The sequence below is a fragment of the Simplicispira piscis genome (assembly GCF_054783455.1).
The window spans coordinates 35,639-51,167 of sequence record NZ_BAAGQN010000001.1 but is presented as its reverse complement, the minus strand read 5'-3'; the positions used below and the strand labels follow the sequence as shown (position 1 = coordinate 51,167).

General features: G+C 62.9%; 14 protein-coding genes. 3 read left to right on the top strand and 11 right to left on the bottom strand.

Annotated features, from left to right (window positions below; translation table 11 throughout):
- Position 1: 1 nt before the first annotated feature.
- Genes lptC through ACYVOC_RS00210 form a run of 3 tightly spaced genes read right to left on the bottom strand, consistent with a single transcriptional unit; the run spans position 2 to position 2,156 of the window.
- On the bottom strand, positions 2 to 613 hold the full coding sequence (gene lptC / locus ACYVOC_RS00220) for an LPS export ABC transporter periplasmic protein LptC (RefSeq protein WP_116005463.1): 612 nt from the start codon (positions 611 to 613) through the stop codon (positions 2 to 4).
- A complete protein-coding gene (locus ACYVOC_RS00215) occupies positions 610 to 1,158 on the bottom strand; it encodes a KdsC family phosphatase (protein ID WP_461160483.1) in 549 nt (182 codons plus the stop codon). The genes lptC and ACYVOC_RS00215 overlap by 4 nt, the downstream gene beginning before the upstream one ends.
- A complete protein-coding gene (locus tag ACYVOC_RS00210; RefSeq protein ID WP_461160482.1) occupies positions 1,155 to 2,156 on the bottom strand; it encodes a KpsF/GutQ family sugar-phosphate isomerase in 1,002 nt (333 codons plus the stop codon). Before ACYVOC_RS00210 ends, ACYVOC_RS00215 begins: the two co-directional genes overlap by 4 nt.
- A 50-nt stretch (positions 2,157 to 2,206) precedes the next feature.
- Between ACYVOC_RS00210 and ACYVOC_RS00205 the strand changes: the two genes are divergently transcribed.
- The gene (locus ACYVOC_RS00205; protein ID WP_116005466.1) at positions 2,207 to 4,192 is read left to right on the top strand and encodes a monovalent cation:proton antiporter family protein; all 1,986 of its coding nucleotides are present in this window, start codon (positions 2,207 to 2,209) and stop codon (positions 4,190 to 4,192) included.
- Positions 4,193 to 4,212: 20 nt separating this feature from the next.
- Here the strand turns inward: ACYVOC_RS00205 and ACYVOC_RS00200 are convergent, their stop codons facing one another.
- Complete coding sequence (locus tag ACYVOC_RS00200) at positions 4,213 to 7,269, bottom strand: EAL domain-containing protein (protein ID WP_461160481.1); 3,057 nt, start codon at positions 7,267 to 7,269, stop codon at positions 4,213 to 4,215.
- Positions 7,270 to 7,497: 228 nt separating this feature from the next.
- Here ACYVOC_RS00200 and ACYVOC_RS00195 point away from each other — a divergent pair, with 228 nt between their 5' ends.
- Complete coding sequence (locus ACYVOC_RS00195) at positions 7,498 to 8,052, top strand: adenine phosphoribosyltransferase (RefSeq protein ID WP_461160480.1); 555 nt, start codon at positions 7,498 to 7,500, stop codon at positions 8,050 to 8,052.
- A 21-nt stretch (positions 8,053 to 8,073) separates the two neighbouring features.
- Here the strand turns inward: ACYVOC_RS00195 and ACYVOC_RS00190 are convergent, their stop codons facing one another.
- The 7 genes from ACYVOC_RS00190 to rpmH all read right to left on the bottom strand — a co-directional run bounded on the left by ACYVOC_RS00190 (position 8,074) and on the right by rpmH (position 13,752).
- Positions 8,074 to 8,901 (bottom strand): hypothetical protein, encoded by an 828-nt coding sequence (locus ACYVOC_RS00190; RefSeq protein ID WP_461160479.1) that lies wholly within the window; start codon positions 8,899 to 8,901, stop codon positions 8,074 to 8,076.
- Positions 8,902 to 9,009: 108 nt separating this feature from the next.
- Positions 9,010 to 9,501 (bottom strand): Crp/Fnr family transcriptional regulator, encoded by a 492-nt coding sequence (locus ACYVOC_RS00185; RefSeq protein WP_116005470.1) that lies wholly within the window; start codon positions 9,499 to 9,501, stop codon positions 9,010 to 9,012.
- Between the two features lie 84 nt (positions 9,502 to 9,585).
- Entirely contained in the window at positions 9,586 to 10,992 is a 1,407-nt protein-coding gene (gene mnmE, locus ACYVOC_RS00180; RefSeq protein WP_116005471.1) for a tRNA uridine-5-carboxymethylaminomethyl(34) synthesis GTPase MnmE, read from the bottom strand.
- A gap of 147 nt (positions 10,993 to 11,139) precedes the next feature.
- Entirely contained in the window at positions 11,140 to 12,843 is a 1,704-nt protein-coding gene (yidC, locus tag ACYVOC_RS00175) for a membrane protein insertase YidC (protein WP_461160478.1), read from the bottom strand.
- A complete protein-coding gene (gene yidD, locus ACYVOC_RS00170) occupies positions 12,840 to 13,133 on the bottom strand; it encodes a membrane protein insertion efficiency factor YidD (protein WP_116005473.1) in 294 nt (97 codons plus the stop codon). Before yidD ends, yidC begins: the two co-directional genes overlap by 4 nt.
- Positions 13,130 to 13,555: a ribonuclease P protein component gene (locus ACYVOC_RS00165; RefSeq protein ID WP_461160477.1), complete on the bottom strand. Its 426-nt coding sequence runs from the start codon at positions 13,553 to 13,555 to the stop codon at positions 13,130 to 13,132. The genes yidD and ACYVOC_RS00165 overlap by 4 nt, the downstream gene beginning before the upstream one ends.
- Positions 13,556 to 13,617: 62 nt before the next feature.
- Positions 13,618 to 13,752, bottom strand: a complete 135-nt coding sequence (gene rpmH, locus ACYVOC_RS00160) for a 50S ribosomal protein L34 (RefSeq protein ID WP_005798102.1) — start codon at positions 13,750 to 13,752, stop codon at positions 13,618 to 13,620.
- Between the two features lie 259 nt (positions 13,753 to 14,011).
- Here rpmH and dnaA point away from each other — a divergent pair, with 259 nt between their 5' ends.
- On the top strand, positions 14,012 to 15,433 hold the full coding sequence (gene dnaA, locus ACYVOC_RS00155) for a chromosomal replication initiator protein DnaA (RefSeq protein WP_461160476.1): 1,422 nt from the start codon (positions 14,012 to 14,014) through the stop codon (positions 15,431 to 15,433).
- Positions 15,434 to 15,529 lie beyond the last annotated feature (96 nt).

Below are 15,529 nucleotides of genomic sequence, written 5' to 3'. Positions count from 1 at the left end.
CTCATCGCACGGCAGAATATTCCCCCCGAACACGGCCGCGCAATTGCAGCACCTGTTCGAGGTTGTCGTATTCCATGCTGTCGGCAGTAAAGCGGTTGTTGCCGCGCGTGAGGATGACCGGCTGGTCCGAGCGTACGCGCTCGAGCTGCGGCCAGGCATGCAGAAAATTGCCTCTGAACTCCAGACGCGGCTGGGCGGCGCCCCGGGTGGGCTGCAACGGTTCACGAACCACGATGGCATTGCCGCGAAGCTGGACTTCAGAGCCGTCCGCATTGCTCAAAGCGTGGTCGGCAGTGCCATTGATCAGATGCCCGGCCGCCGTTACCGAACGCAGGCGCACGGCGTCAATTTCCAGCGTGTCGGTATCGGGGTAATGGCGCGCCACAGCACCTCGGACTTCATTTTGCAGGCGACCGTCGGCCGCGAAGCTCTTGACCGAGAAGTCCTTCATCAGGTAGTCGGGCTCGTGCCGCTCCACCTTGTCAACGCGGGGCAGGGACACCGGGGGCGCGTTGCGTACCAGCCACCAGGTACCCAGCGCCAGCAGGCCCATCAGCAGCACTGGCAGGTAGATCGACATCCGGTCCCAAGCGTGGCGCAGACCTCCCATCATGTGCAATACGACTCCAGCAAAGCGGCATAGCGGCCGCTGGCCATGAGCAACAGGTCGCAGAACTCGCGCGCTGCGCCGTCCCCGCCCCGCGCTTGCGTGACATGGTGGACACTGGCCAGCACCTCGGCCTGGGCGTTGGCGGGAGCGCAGGCGAAGGCGCAGCGGCGCATCATGGGCAGGTCGGGCCAGTCGTCGCCCATGGCGGCGGCTTGCCTCCAGTCCAACCCCAACGCGGCCAAGATATGCTCGGCAGCGGGGCGTTTGTCTTCCGTGCCGAAAACAGCGTGCTCCACGCCCAGCGCACGCAGCCGCACACGCAGAGGCTCGGAGTCCCGGCCCGTGATCACCGCTGGCACGATACCCGCCTTTTGCAAGAGCTTGAGGCCATGGCCGTCCAGGGTGTTGAAGCGTTTGAGGGTTTCGCCCGATTCGCTGAAATACAGCCCGCCATCGGTAAGCACACCATCGACATCGAAGAAGGCCACGCGCACATCCTGCGCAGCCAGCAGCAGTTCTGGGGGAAATTGCAGTACGGGCAAGGTCATATCACCTTCGCACGCATCAAATCGCCAATGTGCACGATGCCCTGAAGCCTGCTCTCGGCATCAATGACCAGCACGCTGGTGATGCCATGGGTTTCCATCAACTCGGCGGCCTCCACCGCCAGCGCGCCAGGGACGATGCTGCGCGGGCTGGGGTGCATGACCTGCTGCGCGGTGGCGCTGCGCAGGTCGGCGCCGGCCTCGATGCGGCGGCGCAGATCACCGTCGGTGAAGATGCCCAGCACCCTGCCTTGTGCATCGACCACGGCCGAAGCGCCCAGACCCTTGGCGCTCATCTCGCGCATCAAAACACTAAAAACCGCCTCGGGCGGCACTTGCGGCACCTGGGTACCGGTACGCATCACATCGCTGACGTGGGTCAGCAGCTTGCGGCCCAGCGCACCGCCAGGGTGCGAACGGGCGAAGTCTTCGGCACGAAAACCGCGCGCATCCAGCAAAGCCACGGCCAGTGCATCGCCCAGGGCCAGTTGCGCCGTGGTACTGGTCGTCGGCGCCAGGTTCAGGGGGCAGGCCTCGCGCTCGACACTGCAGTCCAGCACCTGGTTGGCATGCTGCGCCAGCGAGGACTCCAGGTTGCCAGTGATGGCAATCAGGGGCACGCCCAGGCGGTGCAGCACGGGCAGGATGGCGGTGAGCTCAGCACTCTCGCCGCTGTTGGAGATGGCCAACACAAGATCCTGCGCCGTGACCATGCCCAGATCGCCGTGGCTGGCTTCGGCAGGGTGCACAAACAAGGCCGGGGTACCGGTCGAGGCCAGTGTGGCGGCGATCTTGCGCCCCACATGACCGCTCTTGCCCATGCCCATGACGACCACACGGCCCTGGAGGCGCAGCATGGTCTCCACTGCACGCGCAAAACGGTAATCCACGCGCTGGCCCAGCGCACGCAAGGCAGCCGCCTCAATGTCAAAGGTTTCCCGGGCCAGGCGCAGGGCCTGGTCGGCATCAAATGGGCGGGGGACGCCGGTGGCAGCGAGCATGGGCCTGATTCTATCGGTCGGCGCCGAAAAACCTCGGATAGCATCGGTACATGTCTTCTCTTGCCCTGACCTTGCTGTACCTGCTGGCCGCAGTGCTGGGCGTGGTCGTCTGCCGCAGCCTCAAGCTGCCGCCGATGCTGGGCTACCTCGCAGCGGGCGTGCTCATCGGGCCGAATGCGCTGGCGCTGGCACAAAATTCTGAAAGCGTGCGCCACCTGGGCGAGTTCGGCGTGGTGTTCCTGATGTTCGCCATCGGACTGGAATTCAGCCTGCCCAAGCTGCGCGCCATGCGGCAGCAGGTTTTTGGCCTGGGCCTGCTGCAGGTGGTACTGACCATGGCCGTGGCCTTTGGCGGCACGCTGGCCCTGGCGGCCTTGCTGGGCGGCGTCTGGGACGTGGGCTGGCAGACAGCCCTGGCACTGGCGGGCACGATGGCCATGAGCAGCACGGCCATCGTAGGCAAGCTCATGGCCGAACGCGCCGAGATCGAGAGCGACCATGGACGGCAGATCATGGGCATTTTGCTGTTCCAGGACCTGGCCGTGGTGCCGCTGCTGGTGCTGGTCCCTGCCCTGGGGTCGTCTCCCGACCGGCTATTGGAGGCCTTGGGTTTGGCACTGATCAAGGCAACCGTTCTGGTGGGCCTGCTGCTGACGGGCGGACAAAAACTGATGCGCTGGTGGCTCACCCTGGTGGCGCGGCGCAAAAGCGATGAACTGTTCATGCTCAACCTGCTGCTCATCACCCTGGGCCTTGCCTGGCTGACCGAGATGGCGGGGCTGAGCCTGGCCTTGGGCGCCTTCATCGCCGGGGTGCTGGTATCGGAAACCGAATACCGCCACCAGGTGGGCACAGACATCCGGCCCTTCCACGATGTGCTCTTGGGGCTGTTCTTCATCACCATCGGGATGCTGCTGGACTGGCATATTCTTTTGGAGCAGTGGGCGCTGGTGCTGGGCCTGCTGGTGGTGCCCTTGCTGCTCAAACTGGGCATCATTTTGCTGCTGGCACGCGCCATGGGGGCTACCACCGGCGTCGCCCTGCGCACGGGGCTGTACCTGGCGCAGGCAGGTGAATTCGGTTTTGTGCTGCTGTCGCTCACACAGCAAAACGGTCTGGTGCGTCCTGCGCTGATGAACCCCATTCTGGCGGCCATGGTGCTGTCCATGCTGGCCACGCCCTTCCTCATCCTCTACAGCAACCGCATCGTGATGAAGCTGGTGGCCAGCGACTGGCTGCAGCAGTCGCTGCAGATGACCACCATTGCCCGCAAGTCCATCGACACCAGCAGCCACATCATCATTTGCGGTTTTGGCCGTTGCGGCCAGAACCTGGCCCGCATGCTGGAAAAAGAAGGCATTGCCTACATGGCGCTGGACCTGGACCCCGACCGCGTGCGCCAGGCCGCAGCAGCAGGGCACTCGGTGGTGTATGGCGACGCCTCGCGCCTGCAAGCGCTGATGGCCGCGGGCCTGGTGCGGGCCAGCGCCGTCGCGATCACTTACCTCGACATCCAGTCTTCCTTGAAAGTACTGGCCAACACCCGCGCCCATGCTCCCCAGGTGCCGGTGGTGGTGCGCACGCAGGATGACAGGCATCTGGACAAGCTGCGCACGGCCGGCGCCACCGAAGTAGTGCCCGAAGCCATCGAAGGCTCGCTCATGCTGGCCAGCCATGCACTGGCCCTGGTGGGTGTGCCCATGCGCCGTGTGCTGCGCCTCGTGCGGGACCAGCGCGATGAGCGCTACAACCTGTTGCGCGGCTACTTCCATGGTGCCGACGACGACACCGTGGCCGAACGCGACCAAGAGCGCATGGCCACGCTCACTCTGCCGCCCGGTGCGCAGACACTGGGCAAACCCTTGGGGGATTTGGCTTTGCACGCCATGGGTGTGAGCGTGGTGAATTTGCGCCATGGCAACGGCCGCATGTCGGCCATCCAGGATGACACCGTGCTGGCCGAAGGCGACACACTGGTGTTATCCGGGCGCCCTGCCGCATTGGTACTGGCCGAAGACCGCCTGTTGCGCGGGTAAAGGACCGCAGCAGGACCATATCAGCCTGGCACCATGTCCTGCGCCGGGCCGGGTCGACCGAACAGATAGCCCTGGAACCGCTGGCAGCCGTTGCGCAGCAGAAACTTGCGTTGGCACTGGGTTTCCACGCCTTCGGCCACCACTTCCAGACCCAGGCTGTGCGCCAGTGCAATCACCGTACAGGCGATGGCTGCATCGTTGGGGTCGGTCAACACGTCGCGGATAAAGCTCTGGTCGATCTTGATCTGGTCCAGCGGCAGGCGTTTGAGGTAGCTGAGAGACGAATACCCCGTCCCAAAATCGTCCAGCGAGAAGCCCACCCCCTGATTGCGCAGCTGGTCCATTTTGGTGATGCTGTCTTCCACGTCGTTCAGCAGCAGGCTTTCCGTCAACTCCAGCTTGAGCAGGCCCGGGTCGGCGCCCGTCTGCCGCAGAATGCCCAGCACCTGTTGGACATAGTCGGGATGGCGAAACTCACGCACACTCGCATTCACCGAAACACTCCACTGGCTGGTGGCCGGATGGGTGCTCCAGTGCGCCAGTTGCTCGCAGGCAGACTGCAGCACCTGGCGTCCGAGGGGCAGGATCAGCCCGGTGTTTTCTGCCAATGCGATGAACTCACTGGGGAACACCATGCCCCGCTGCGGATGCATCCAGCGCACGAGCGCCTCGGCCCCCAGCACCTTTCCGTGCGCATCCACGAGTGGCTGGTAATGCAGCAGGAATTCTCCGCGCTGCAAACCCTGGCGCACATCGGCTTCCAATGCAGAACGCGCCGCAGCTGACGACTGCATGGCTGGGTCAAAAAAGCACATCGTGTTACGCCCCTGCGCCTTGGCTTGGTACATAGCCAGGTCAGCGCGCTGAAGCAGTTCTTGCGCGGAGTGCTGGGTGCTGTGGAACATGGCGATACCGATACTGGGCGTACTGTGCATCTCACCACCCCGGAGGTCATAGGCCTGGTTGAGTGCCACCAGAATCTGCTGCGCCACGGTTTCCGCTTCGACTGCAGCATCGCCTTCCTTGCCGTGCAGGCCTTGCAGCACCACCACGAATTCATCGCCTCCCAGCCGGGCCACGGTGTCCGTCGTGCGCACGCAGCGGGCCAGGCGCTCGCCTGCCTGCGCGAGCAGCCGGTCGCCCCAGTCGTGGCCCAGGGTGTCATTGACACTCTTGAAGTTGTCCAGATCAAGAAACAGCAGCGCTCCGTGGGCCGCACTGCGTTCACATGCCGCCGCAGCACGCTGCAGGCGTTCGAGCAGCAGGCGCCGGTTGGGCAGGCCGGTCAACTCATCATAGAACGCCAGCCGCTCAATTTCGGCCTCGGTGCGTTTGCGTTCGGTGATGTCACGGGCCAGGCCACGGTAGCCCGCGAATCGGCCTTCACGATCAAAGATAGGCTCCCCGCTGATCGACAGCCACTGCGGGTTATCGTCGTCATCGAGACGCTGCATCTCGAAGTCGTGGAACACTTCCCGCGCCTCCAGCTGGGCGCGGTGGATGCGCCACTGCGCTTCACTGACGTGGGCATGGGGAAGCTCCCAGCGGGTCAAGCCCAGGTGCTTCTGGTCTGGCATACCGCCCTGCACACGCCCTTGCAGCCGGACAAAGCGCAGTTCGGCATCCTGCTCCCAGTACCAGTCGGAGGACAGCTGGGTCAGACTGCGCCAACGCGCCTCGCTCTGGCGCACAGTCTCCTGGGCTGCCATGTAATCTGATACGTCGGTAAACGTGCGCACCAAACCGCCGTCGGGCAACATGTGTGTGCGTACTTCGAGGTAGCGGCCGGCCGGGGTGCGCCGTACATACATGGCACACAAGCCACGCTGCGTTTCACGCGGCGTCTCTGCCGCAAGATCGAAGGGGGCCCTGGCTGCAGCCAGGCCGTCGATTTCAAAAAAACTCTCTTGAAAATCACCCCGGTCCCGCTGCAGGCGTGCCAAGTCGTCGAGGTGCGGCTTGCCCTGGAGGAGTTCATCGGGCAAATTGAGCAATTCCAGGAAGCGTTCGTTGTAGATACAGACGCGGCCCTCCGGGTCCACATGGCAAATACCCTGCGCCACGCTGGCCAAGGTCAGCTCGAGCAGATGTGTCTTTTCTTCTAACGCGGCACTGGCTTGGGCCAACCGCGCCTCGACGTCTTTACGGGCTCTGTCGGCGCGTCGGGCCATTTCGAGTTGGCCTACGCTGCTGAGCAAGGGCTGCAGGAAGTCGATATCGTCGCTGCAATAGCCCCCGACCCGGTTGGCCACACCCACCATGGCGACCAACTGACCCCCAGCATGGATCGGCAGGCCCATGAAGGCCGTCAAAGGGGGATGCCCGGCGGGCAAGCCGCCGGAGCGCGGATCGGACTCCGGATGGTTGCTGATCAGGGGTTCGCCGCTGATCAGCGCAGTCCCAATGAGCGAATGCGGTTGATCAAACACCATCCCCTGCTCGGCCACTTGCGCGTAGCGCTGGCGCGAAAAATCATCCCAGCTGATGTCGCTGATAGCATGCACCCGAAGGCACGGAGTGCTGCCCGGCCGACTCTCGACCTGCCCCACCATGCCAAAAGCACTGTCGGTCAGCGCCAGCACTTCCTGCAACAAAACTTCAAAGGTGCTCCGGGGCGGGGCGCTGGCAATGAAAAGCTCCTGCGCTCGCGCAATCGCTTGCAAAAGCCGGTGCTGGCGGGCCTGCCCAGCCGACAACGCATGGCGGTCGGCGCTGCGCGCCAAGGCTTTGTCCATCTGGGCAGACAAAGTGAGAAGGTATTGCTGCGCTGCATCCTGCACCACGAAATCAGCAAATCCATGCCGCAAGGCCAGCGCCGCATGCGCCTCCTCGCCCTCGGGGATGAGGATTAAGGCCGGCGTGTCCTGCACGACGGCCAGGACATCGTAGGCCGACCCATCGGCCAGGCGCCGCGCCGTCAGCAACACATCAATGGGTTCGTGCAGAAGCAAGGCCCGGGCTTGCACCACCGTCCTGGCCCGCACCAGATGCCAGTTTTGCAAAGGTGCCCCCAACGCCAGAACCATAGCCTGGGCGCGGGCATCATTGCTTTCGATCAGCAGAACTGTGACGGGCATGGTCTGCTTTCAAGCGCGGTGCGTGCAGTCTGGCTGCGCCGCTGAGGGAAAGAGGGTGGCTTGATTATGCGAGCCCGGCTCCGTTCCTGCACGATTTTTCACATTGGCAGGACGGGTCGGTACTGTGTCCGGCACGGTGCCGACACAGAATCGGGATGATTACACTTGCCCGGTGCCCTAGCGCTCGTTCTTTCGCAGTGCAGCGCCCGCAGCCTCTACAGGATTCCTATGCAAGCCCTCAGCGTTAACGATTTTCTTCGCCAGCATATTCGAACTGTTCCCGACTGGCCCGCTCCAGGCGTGCAGTTCCGCGACATCACTCCCCTGTTGCAGGATCCCAAGGTGTTCCGCGTGCTGATTGATGCTTTCGTACACCGCTATATGGACAAGGCGGTTCGCCCCGATGTCGTTGCCGGGCTGGATGCGCGTGGTTTTATTCTTGGCGCGGTGGTGGCGTATGAACTCAACGTCGGCTTTATACCGATTCGCAAAAAGGGCAAGTTGCCATTCACCACAGTCGCTGAGACTTACGAACTGGAATACGGCAGCGCGACGGTCGAACTGCACACCGATGCCGTACGCAAGGGCGACCGCGTGCTGCTCATCGACGATTTGATCGCCACCGGGGGGACCATGATGGCGGGCAAGAAGTTGCTGGAGAAACTAGGCGCCGAGGTCATGGAAGGTGCCGCCATTGTCGATTTGCCCGAACTGGGCGGCTCCGCACGCCTGCGTGACAGCGGTTTATCGCTGTTCACGTTGGTCGATTTCGCTGGCCACTGAGTCGCGCCGGAGCGCGATCGCTTATAGATCGCCGTACTGGGTTCCGCTGAGATCCTGTTGCCGGGAATCACTTTCGGGCATTTCAGTATCGGCAAAATCATTGTGCAGCAGAGGTGAAGAGCGCATGGGGCCCGAACGCACGGGCACACCTGGAGCCGCCGTTGCTGCGGGCCGCCCGGCGGAAGCCAGTGCCTGCTTGAAGGCAGCCACTTCATCGGCCTCGATCGGGTCAAAGCGCGCTGGCTCTGCGCGAGGCGTTGGAACAACCGCCGCAGGCGCCGCGGGTATCGCGGCACGCGCCACTGGCGCGGCTGGAGCCACCGCTGGGCTGCGGGCCGGGACCGCTGCCGGTGGTCTGGGTTGTGCGGCAACCGGCGCGCGGGCCGACGCCACGCCTTGCATAGGCACCCCCACTGCTACGTGGTCGTTCAAACGCCAATAGACGGCGTTGACTGCGATGTCGTATCGCGTCTTGGCCGTCTGTGCGATCAAGGCCTCGATCTCGCTCAATCGGGCGGTATCACCACCGTATTCGCGTGTCAGATCCATCATCACCAGGAACTGGCGGCCCCGCTGATCCAGAGAAAGCACCTTGAATTTATAGCTGGCCGAAAGAACGGCTGCGCGTACCATGGCATCACGCACCACCGCATACAACAGTTCGCGCCGCTCCATGCGCTCGTTCTTGCGGTTGGCGGCATGTTCGGCGGGCACCGCTTGCGCGACAGGCCTGCCGTCACGCCCCGGCACCATCGGCACCGTGGCATCGGCGTTAAGCAGACCCGATGGCTCGGCCATGCGGGACTGGGCCGATGCGGGCTTGCGCGTGAACCAACTGAACAAGGACATGGTTTTCTTTCTTCGGTGAGCGCGGGAAATTTGCAAACGAGTGTAACTTGCGTCCTTGGTCCTGTGAGTTCGCTACCGCACTCGATTGGTTACGTCACCCTCCGTATGTCAGGTTGCTGCAACGCGGCGACGGCGATTCGCCAGGCGTTTGGCCATCACCCCCCCCACAGCCATCACCAAACTGAGGGCAATGGCGGGCTGGCGGTTGCTCAGTTCGCTAAACCGCAAGGCCGTCAGCGCCCACAACTTGCAGGCTGTGGCAGCCTGGACCGTGGCGCTGCGCGGACGCATCGAAAAGAAGGCCCCCTCGCCCACGACCGAACCGGCGGGCACGATGGCCATGCGCACCCGGGATTTTTCGTCCTCAAAGTGCACGCTCAGACTGCCGCTTTCGACCAGGTAGAGGGTTCGGTCCGCAGCACCCTGGTTGAACAATAGCTGGCCCGCAGCCAAACTGTGGGGCTGCAGGTAAGGCGACAGGGCCTCCCATTGTTCGCTTTTGAGGGGGTTGGTCAGGCTGTCTTCGGCACTGGCCTGCGCAATGGCATTGACGAGTCCTTGAAGGTCTAATCTGGTCGGAGTAGGGATAGCTGCATTCATGATTCTGATGAAGCTATCCGTATTACGGGCCGCACACAAGCATTGTTTACCCCTGCTTACACAATCAGCAGAGGAACAACCGCCCTATTTGCCGATACAGAAACTGGAGAAGATGACCCCGAGCAAATCATCGGACGTGAACTCGCCCGTGATCTCGCCCAGGGAATTTTGCGCCAGGCGCAGTTCCTCGGCCAGCAGATCGAGCGCGGGTTCTCGTGCGTCCAGCTGCCCGGCTGCCGTTTCGAGATGCGCCTGCACGGCCTGCAGGGCTTGCACATGGCGAGCACGGGCGATGTAGACCCCCTCGGCCGACGACTGCCAACCTGCCACGGCCAGCAGGGCCTGTCGCAAGTCCTCCAGCCCCGTCCCCGTGCGCGCAGACACGCGAACACCCGATGCATCGGTGGCAACGCCGCTGCAATCGGTCTTGTTCCAGACATTGATGACGGGTACCGAGCCGGGCAACCTCGCGGCCATGGCCCGGGCAATGGCATCGTCGGCCAACTGGTAGTCGGGCAGGTTGCAGCGCGTAAGGTCGTGCAGAAAAAGCACCGCATCGGCACCTGCGATTTCGTTCCAGGCACGGGCGATACCGATGCGCTCCACCTCGTCCTGGCTTTCGCGCAGTCCAGCGGTGTCGATCACATGCAGCGGCACACCCTCGATCTGGATGGTTTGCTGCACCGTGTCGCGGGTCGTGCCGGCAATCGGGGTGACGATCGCCAGCTCGGCCCCGGCCAGCGCATTGAGCAGCGAGCTTTTGCCGGCGTTGGGCTGGCCCGCGATCACCACCTTGATACCTTCGCGGAGCAAAGCTCCTTGCCGGGCACGCTGCTGAATCTGCTGCAAGATATGCTCTAATTTTGAGAGCTGCCCGCGCGCGTCTGCCTTGCGCAAGAAGTCGATTTCTTCTTCAGGAAAATCCAGTGTGGCCTCGACCAGCATGCGCAGGTGAATCAGTGCATCGCGCAGCGCATGGATTTCCTGCGAGAAGGCCCCCGAGAGCGAGCGGCTGGCACTGCGGGCTGCGGCAGACGTCGAGGCATCGATCAGGTCGGCGATGGCCTCGGCCTGCGCCAGATCGATCTTGTCGTTGAGAAAGGCCCGTTCGGTGAACTCGCCCGGCTGGGCCACGCGCAGGCCAGGCAGAAGGGGCTGACCCGTAACGGGGTGCGCCTGGGCCGCGGCTTCCAGACAGCGGGCCAGCAGCAGCTGCAGCACCACCGGGCCACCATGGGCCTGCAGTTCCAGCACATCCTCGCCGGTATAGGAGTGGGGTGCCGGGAAATACAGGCCCAGGCCCTGGTCGATCGGCTGGCCTGCGGCGTCGCGGAAGGGCAGGTAGGTGGCCTCGCGCGGCTGCAAGCTGCGCCCGCAAAGCACCTCGACCAGTGCCGCGAGCCCCTTGCCCGAAATACGCACGATGCCCACGCCACCGCGCCCAGGGGCGGTGGCAATGGCGGCGATAGGATCGTGATGGCGGGGCAGCATTGCGGACAATGGTAAGGGTACGACGCCAGAAACTGGCGCGACCCAGGCGCGAGACACCGCGCAAGGGCCGCCCCGCCGCGCCGGTGTCGTCCCCCTTCCCGCGCGCAGCGCGAGAGAAAGGGGGAAGCGGCGCAGACGCTCAGGGGGTTACTTGAATTTCGGCAGGTTGAACTGCGGCGGCACGCCCATGCGGGTGTTGATGATCCACTGCTGGGCGATGGACAACAGGTTGTTCGTCAACCAGTACAGCACCAGGCCGGCCGGGAAGAAGAAGAACATCACGCTGAACATCAGCGGCATCAGCCACATCATCTTGGCCTGCATCGGATCGGGCGGCGCGGGGTTCAGGGCCGTCTGGAGCAAGGTGCTGAGTGTCATCAGCACGGGCAGGATGAAGAACGGATCGGGGGCCGACAGGTCATGGATCCAACCCACCCACGGAGCGTTGCGCATCTCCACGCTGGAGAGCAGCACCCAGTAGAGGGCAATGAACACCGGAATCTGGATCATGATGGGGAAGCAACCGCCCATGGGGTTGACCTTCTCCTCGCGGTAGATGCGCATCATCTCCTGCTGCATCTGCTGCGGCTTGTCCTTGAGGCGCTCGCGCATCTCGGTGATCTTGGGGTTGATGGCCTTCATCTTGGCCATGCTGGCGTACGCCTTGGCGTTGAGCCAATAGAACATGATCTTGAGCAGCAGCACCAGGCCGACGATGGACCAACCCCAGTTGCCCAGGATCTTGTGCAGCTGGTCCAGCAACCAGTACAGAGGCTTGGACAAAATGGTGAGCCAACCATAATCCTTGACCAATTCCAGCCCTGGGGCCAGTTTTTCCATGGAGGTCTCGACCTGTGGGCCGACGAACAGGCGCGCGTCCAGCGTCTTGCTGGCGCCCGGTGCAATGCTGTCAAGCGCAGCGATCATGCCCACCGAGTACAGGTTGCTATCGACCTTGCGCGCGAAATTTTCACGTTTCTGGCCTTCGGGCAGCAGCCAGGCCGATGCGAAGTAGTGCTGCACCATAGCGACATAGCCACTGCTGCTTTCCTTCTCGAACTCAGCCTTGTTTTCTTCGATGGCCTTGAATTCGATCTTCTGGTATTTCTTTTCCTGGGTGAACACCGCAGGGCCCGTGAAGGTGGAATAGAACGACGATTCTCCAGGCGGCTTGTTGCCGTCGCGCACCAGCTGCAGGTACAACTTGGGCTCTACAGGGGCCGTGCCGGTGTTGACAACTTCATGCCGCACCGCGATGTCGTAGGCGCCGCGCTTGACCGTCCAGGTCTTCACGAGCTTGACGCCGCCGAGGTCGGGCGACTCGAAACGCACGCTCAGCTCTTGCGCTCCGTCCTTGAGCTCACGCTCGCCCGGAACCACATGCATCACCGTCTTGTGCGTAGGAAATCCCCCGCCGATCAGACCCGTTTGGGCCATATAGACGCGCTGGGCGCTGTCGTCGAGCAGAACAAAATGCTTGCTGCGATCGACCAGGTCGACGTGCTGAAGCAGCTCGGCGTGGATAAGCGAACCGCCTTCGCTGTCAAAGCGCAGTTGCAGCACATCGGTGGTGACCTCAACTGGCTCACGGCGCACTGGAGCGGCAGCAACCGGTGCGGCTTCGCCGGGCACGGCAGCGGCACCGGTCTGCACGGCTGTGGTGGCTGGAACAGAGGCTGCACCGCTTGCTGGCAGCGAGGCACCATTTTCAGCCGCAGGCGCGTTGGCCGTCACTGCCGGCCCTGGGAAGAAAAGCGCTTTGTGCCCGTTGTGCACCTGCCATTTGTCCCAGAGCAGGACCATGGAAAAGCCAAATATCACCCACAGGATGGTGCGCCGGATGTCGTTCATGGAGACTTCTTTGGTGAGGATGTAGAGGAGGCCGGTGCAATCAACCGGGAAAACAACCGTGTGGCGCGTGGCGCCTCCTGCGGCACCGGATCATGGCCCCCGTCACACCAGGGGTGGCAGCGCGCCAATCGGCCCAGCGTCAACCAGGCCCCCGCTGCTGCGCCATGCTGCTGCAGAGCCTGCAGCGAATACGCCGAACAGGTGGGCTCGAACCGACACGCCGAGCCCAGCCAGGGGCTGAGCAACAGCCGGTAGCCCTTGACCAGCATGACCAACAAACGCTGCATCATGCTGGCGCCTGCCCGGAAGGAGAGGGGCGCGCGGCCGCACGCTCGAATAGTTGGAGAAGTTCAGTCCGCACCGCTTGTTTGAGCACACAGGAACTGGCGCTGAAAAACTGCTTGCGGTCAAATGTGGCACGCAAGCGCACTACATGTGCATCGGGCGGCAGTTGCGGCTCCAAGGCCGCCGCTACGGCATAGATTTGCCGTTTGATGGCATTGCGCGTAACGGCTCGGCGGGCCCAGCGCTTGGGTACCATGGCCCCCAGCCAAACACCGGACACCCCAAACAAGGGGGGCGTACCCGGCGCAAGCGGTACACACGCAGACGCGCCCAGCACCAGACGGTGCAGGGCAAAGTGGGTGGTACGGGCCACAGTTTCACCGGCCATGGTGGCCTGGAATTGCGGGCGCGTTTTCAGCCGTTGCATGAATACGCCCCCGCTGGAGCCTGGTGGCGCAAACCGGAATGCGATCCGAGACCTGCAGGGCCTCAGACGGCCAGGCGCTTGCGGCCCTTGGCACGGCGGGCGTTGATGACGGCGCGACCACCACGGGTCTTCATGCGCACCAGGAAACCGTGGGTACGGGCGCGGCGCGTCTTGGAGGGTTGGTAAGTGCGTTTCATGGGAGTTCCTAGAGGTTTTCAGGGTAAAACGCGCCTTCTTCAAAACGGCGCGCACAATCTCATTGCCCTGAACACATTCAGGGAAACCGAAAATTATCGCAGGCTTATTCGATTGAAGCAATGCCGTCCAGCGAATTATCCCTTCAACCCACCCCCGTTTACCCCTGGATCTGCGCCCGCAACGTTGTGGATAACTCCTTGATAAGCTACAATCCGCAGCCTTTAACCGTTCCCTCTATCCACAACAAGAACCCCTGAAATGACAGAGGAACGCAACAGCGCACCCCCCCCCTCCCACAGTAACGACGCAGGCCAAGCCTTGTGGCAGGCCTGCACAGAGCAGCTCTCTCAAGATCTGCCAGCACAGCAGTACAACACCTGGATCAAACCCCTGACCGCCCAGGTGGCGGAGGACTTTTCCAGGGTCACGCTTTTTGTCCCCAACCGTTTCACGCTGGACTGGATCCGGGCACAGTACGCAGGCCGCATTGCCGCCGTGCTGGAGGCTTTGTACGGCCAGTCTGTCACACTGGAGTTAGCGCTCGCTCAGCGTGCAGCGCCCGTCAGGTCATATGCACAATCCAGTCAGCAATCCAGCGCCCCGCCCCAAGAGCCAGCGTCTGCAGCGCCCCCGGCCGACGATGGAAACCGGGGCCCACTGCGCAATCGATTGAACCCTGGGCTCACCTTTGACACCCTGGTGGAGGGCACGGCCAACCGCATGGCGCGGGCAGCTGCCATGCACGTGGCCAGCATGCCGGGGCACCTCTACAACCCGCTTTTCATCTACGGCGGCGTCGGTTTGGGCAAGACCCACCTGGTCCACGCAGTCGGCAACAAGCTGCTGGCCGACCAGCCGGATGCCAAAGTTCTCTACATCCATGCTGAACAATTTGTTTCGGATGTGGTTAAAGCCTACCAGCGCAAAACTTTTGATGAATTCAAGGAGCGCTACCACTCGCTCGATTTGCTGCTGATCGACGATGTGCAGTTCTTCGCCAACAAGGACCGCACGCAAGAAGAGTTCTTCAATGCCTTCGAAGCGCTGCTGGCCAAAAAAAGCCACATCGTGATGACCAGCGACACCTATCCCAAGGGTCTGGCCGACATCCACGAACGCCTGGTCTCGCGCTTTGATTCGGGCCTGACGGTGGCCATCGAGCCGCCCGAGCTGGAAATGCGCGTCGCGATCCTGATCAACAAGGCGCGCGCCGAAAACGTCGATATGCCCGAAGAGGTAGCGTTTTTCGTCGCCAAGAACGTGCGCTCGAACGTGCGCGAGCTCGAAGGTGCGCTGCGCAAGATCCTGGCGTATTCGCGCTTCAACCAGAAGGAAATCTCCATCCAGCTGGCCCGCGAAGCCCTGCGCGACCTGCTGTCCATCCAGAACCGGCAGATCAGCGTAGAGAACATCCAGAAGACGGTCGCCGACTATTACAAGATCAAGGTCGCCGACATGTACAGCAAGAAGCGCCCGGCCAGCATTGCTCGCCCGCGCCAGATTGCCATGTACCTGGCCAAGGAACTGACACAAAAGAGCCTGCCCGAGATTGGCGAGCTGTTTGGCGGGCGCGACCACACCACCGTGCTGCACGCTGTGCGCAAGATGGCCGCCGAGCGCCAGCAGCTGACCGAGTTGAACCAGCAATTGCACGTGCTGGAACAGACCCTTAAGGGCTGACCCCTTGCAGGTGGTGCAGTTACCGATGAGGAACGCCCCTGCAAAAGGGCAAAATGGCAAGTTGCGCAGCCGGGAGAGGCAATACCCATGCCGCTG

Bases quoted from the DNA above. Each gene is read 5' to 3' on its own strand.
- lptC (WP_116005463.1), bottom strand. From the start codon at position 613: ATGATGGGAGGTCTGCGCCACGCTTGGGACCGGATGTCGATCTACCTG.
- ACYVOC_RS00215 (WP_461160483.1), bottom strand. From the start codon at position 1,158: ATGACCTTGCCCGTACTGCAATTTCCCCCAGAACTGCTGCTGGCTGCG.
- ACYVOC_RS00210 (WP_461160482.1), bottom strand. From the start codon at position 2,156: ATGCTCGCTGCCACCGGCGTCCCCCGCCCATTTGATGCCGACCAGGCC.
- ACYVOC_RS00205 (WP_116005466.1), top strand. From the start codon at position 2,207: ATGTCTTCTCTTGCCCTGACCTTGCTGTACCTGCTGGCCGCAGTGCTG.
- ACYVOC_RS00200 (WP_461160481.1), bottom strand. From the start codon at position 7,269: ATGCCCGTCACAGTTCTGCTGATCGAAAGCAATGATGCCCGCGCCCAG.
- ACYVOC_RS00195 (WP_461160480.1), top strand. From the start codon at position 7,498: ATGCAAGCCCTCAGCGTTAACGATTTTCTTCGCCAGCATATTCGAACT.
- ACYVOC_RS00190 (WP_461160479.1), bottom strand. From the start codon at position 8,901: ATGTCCTTGTTCAGTTGGTTCACGCGCAAGCCCGCATCGGCCCAGTCC.
- ACYVOC_RS00185 (WP_116005470.1), bottom strand. From the start codon at position 9,501: ATGAATGCAGCTATCCCTACTCCGACCAGATTAGACCTTCAAGGACTC.
- mnmE (WP_116005471.1), bottom strand. From the start codon at position 10,992: ATGCTGCCCCGCCATCACGATCCTATCGCCGCCATTGCCACCGCCCCT.
- yidC (WP_461160478.1), bottom strand. From the start codon at position 12,843: ATGAACGACATCCGGCGCACCATCCTGTGGGTGATATTTGGCTTTTCC.
- yidD (WP_116005473.1), bottom strand. From the start codon at position 13,133: ATGATGCAGCGTTTGTTGGTCATGCTGGTCAAGGGCTACCGGCTGTTG.
- ACYVOC_RS00165 (WP_461160477.1), bottom strand. From the start codon at position 13,555: ATGCAACGGCTGAAAACGCGCCCGCAATTCCAGGCCACCATGGCCGGT.
- rpmH (WP_005798102.1), bottom strand. From the start codon at position 13,752: ATGAAACGCACTTACCAACCCTCCAAGACGCGCCGCGCCCGTACCCAC.
- dnaA (WP_461160476.1), top strand. From the start codon at position 14,012: ATGACAGAGGAACGCAACAGCGCACCCCCCCCCTCCCACAGTAACGAC.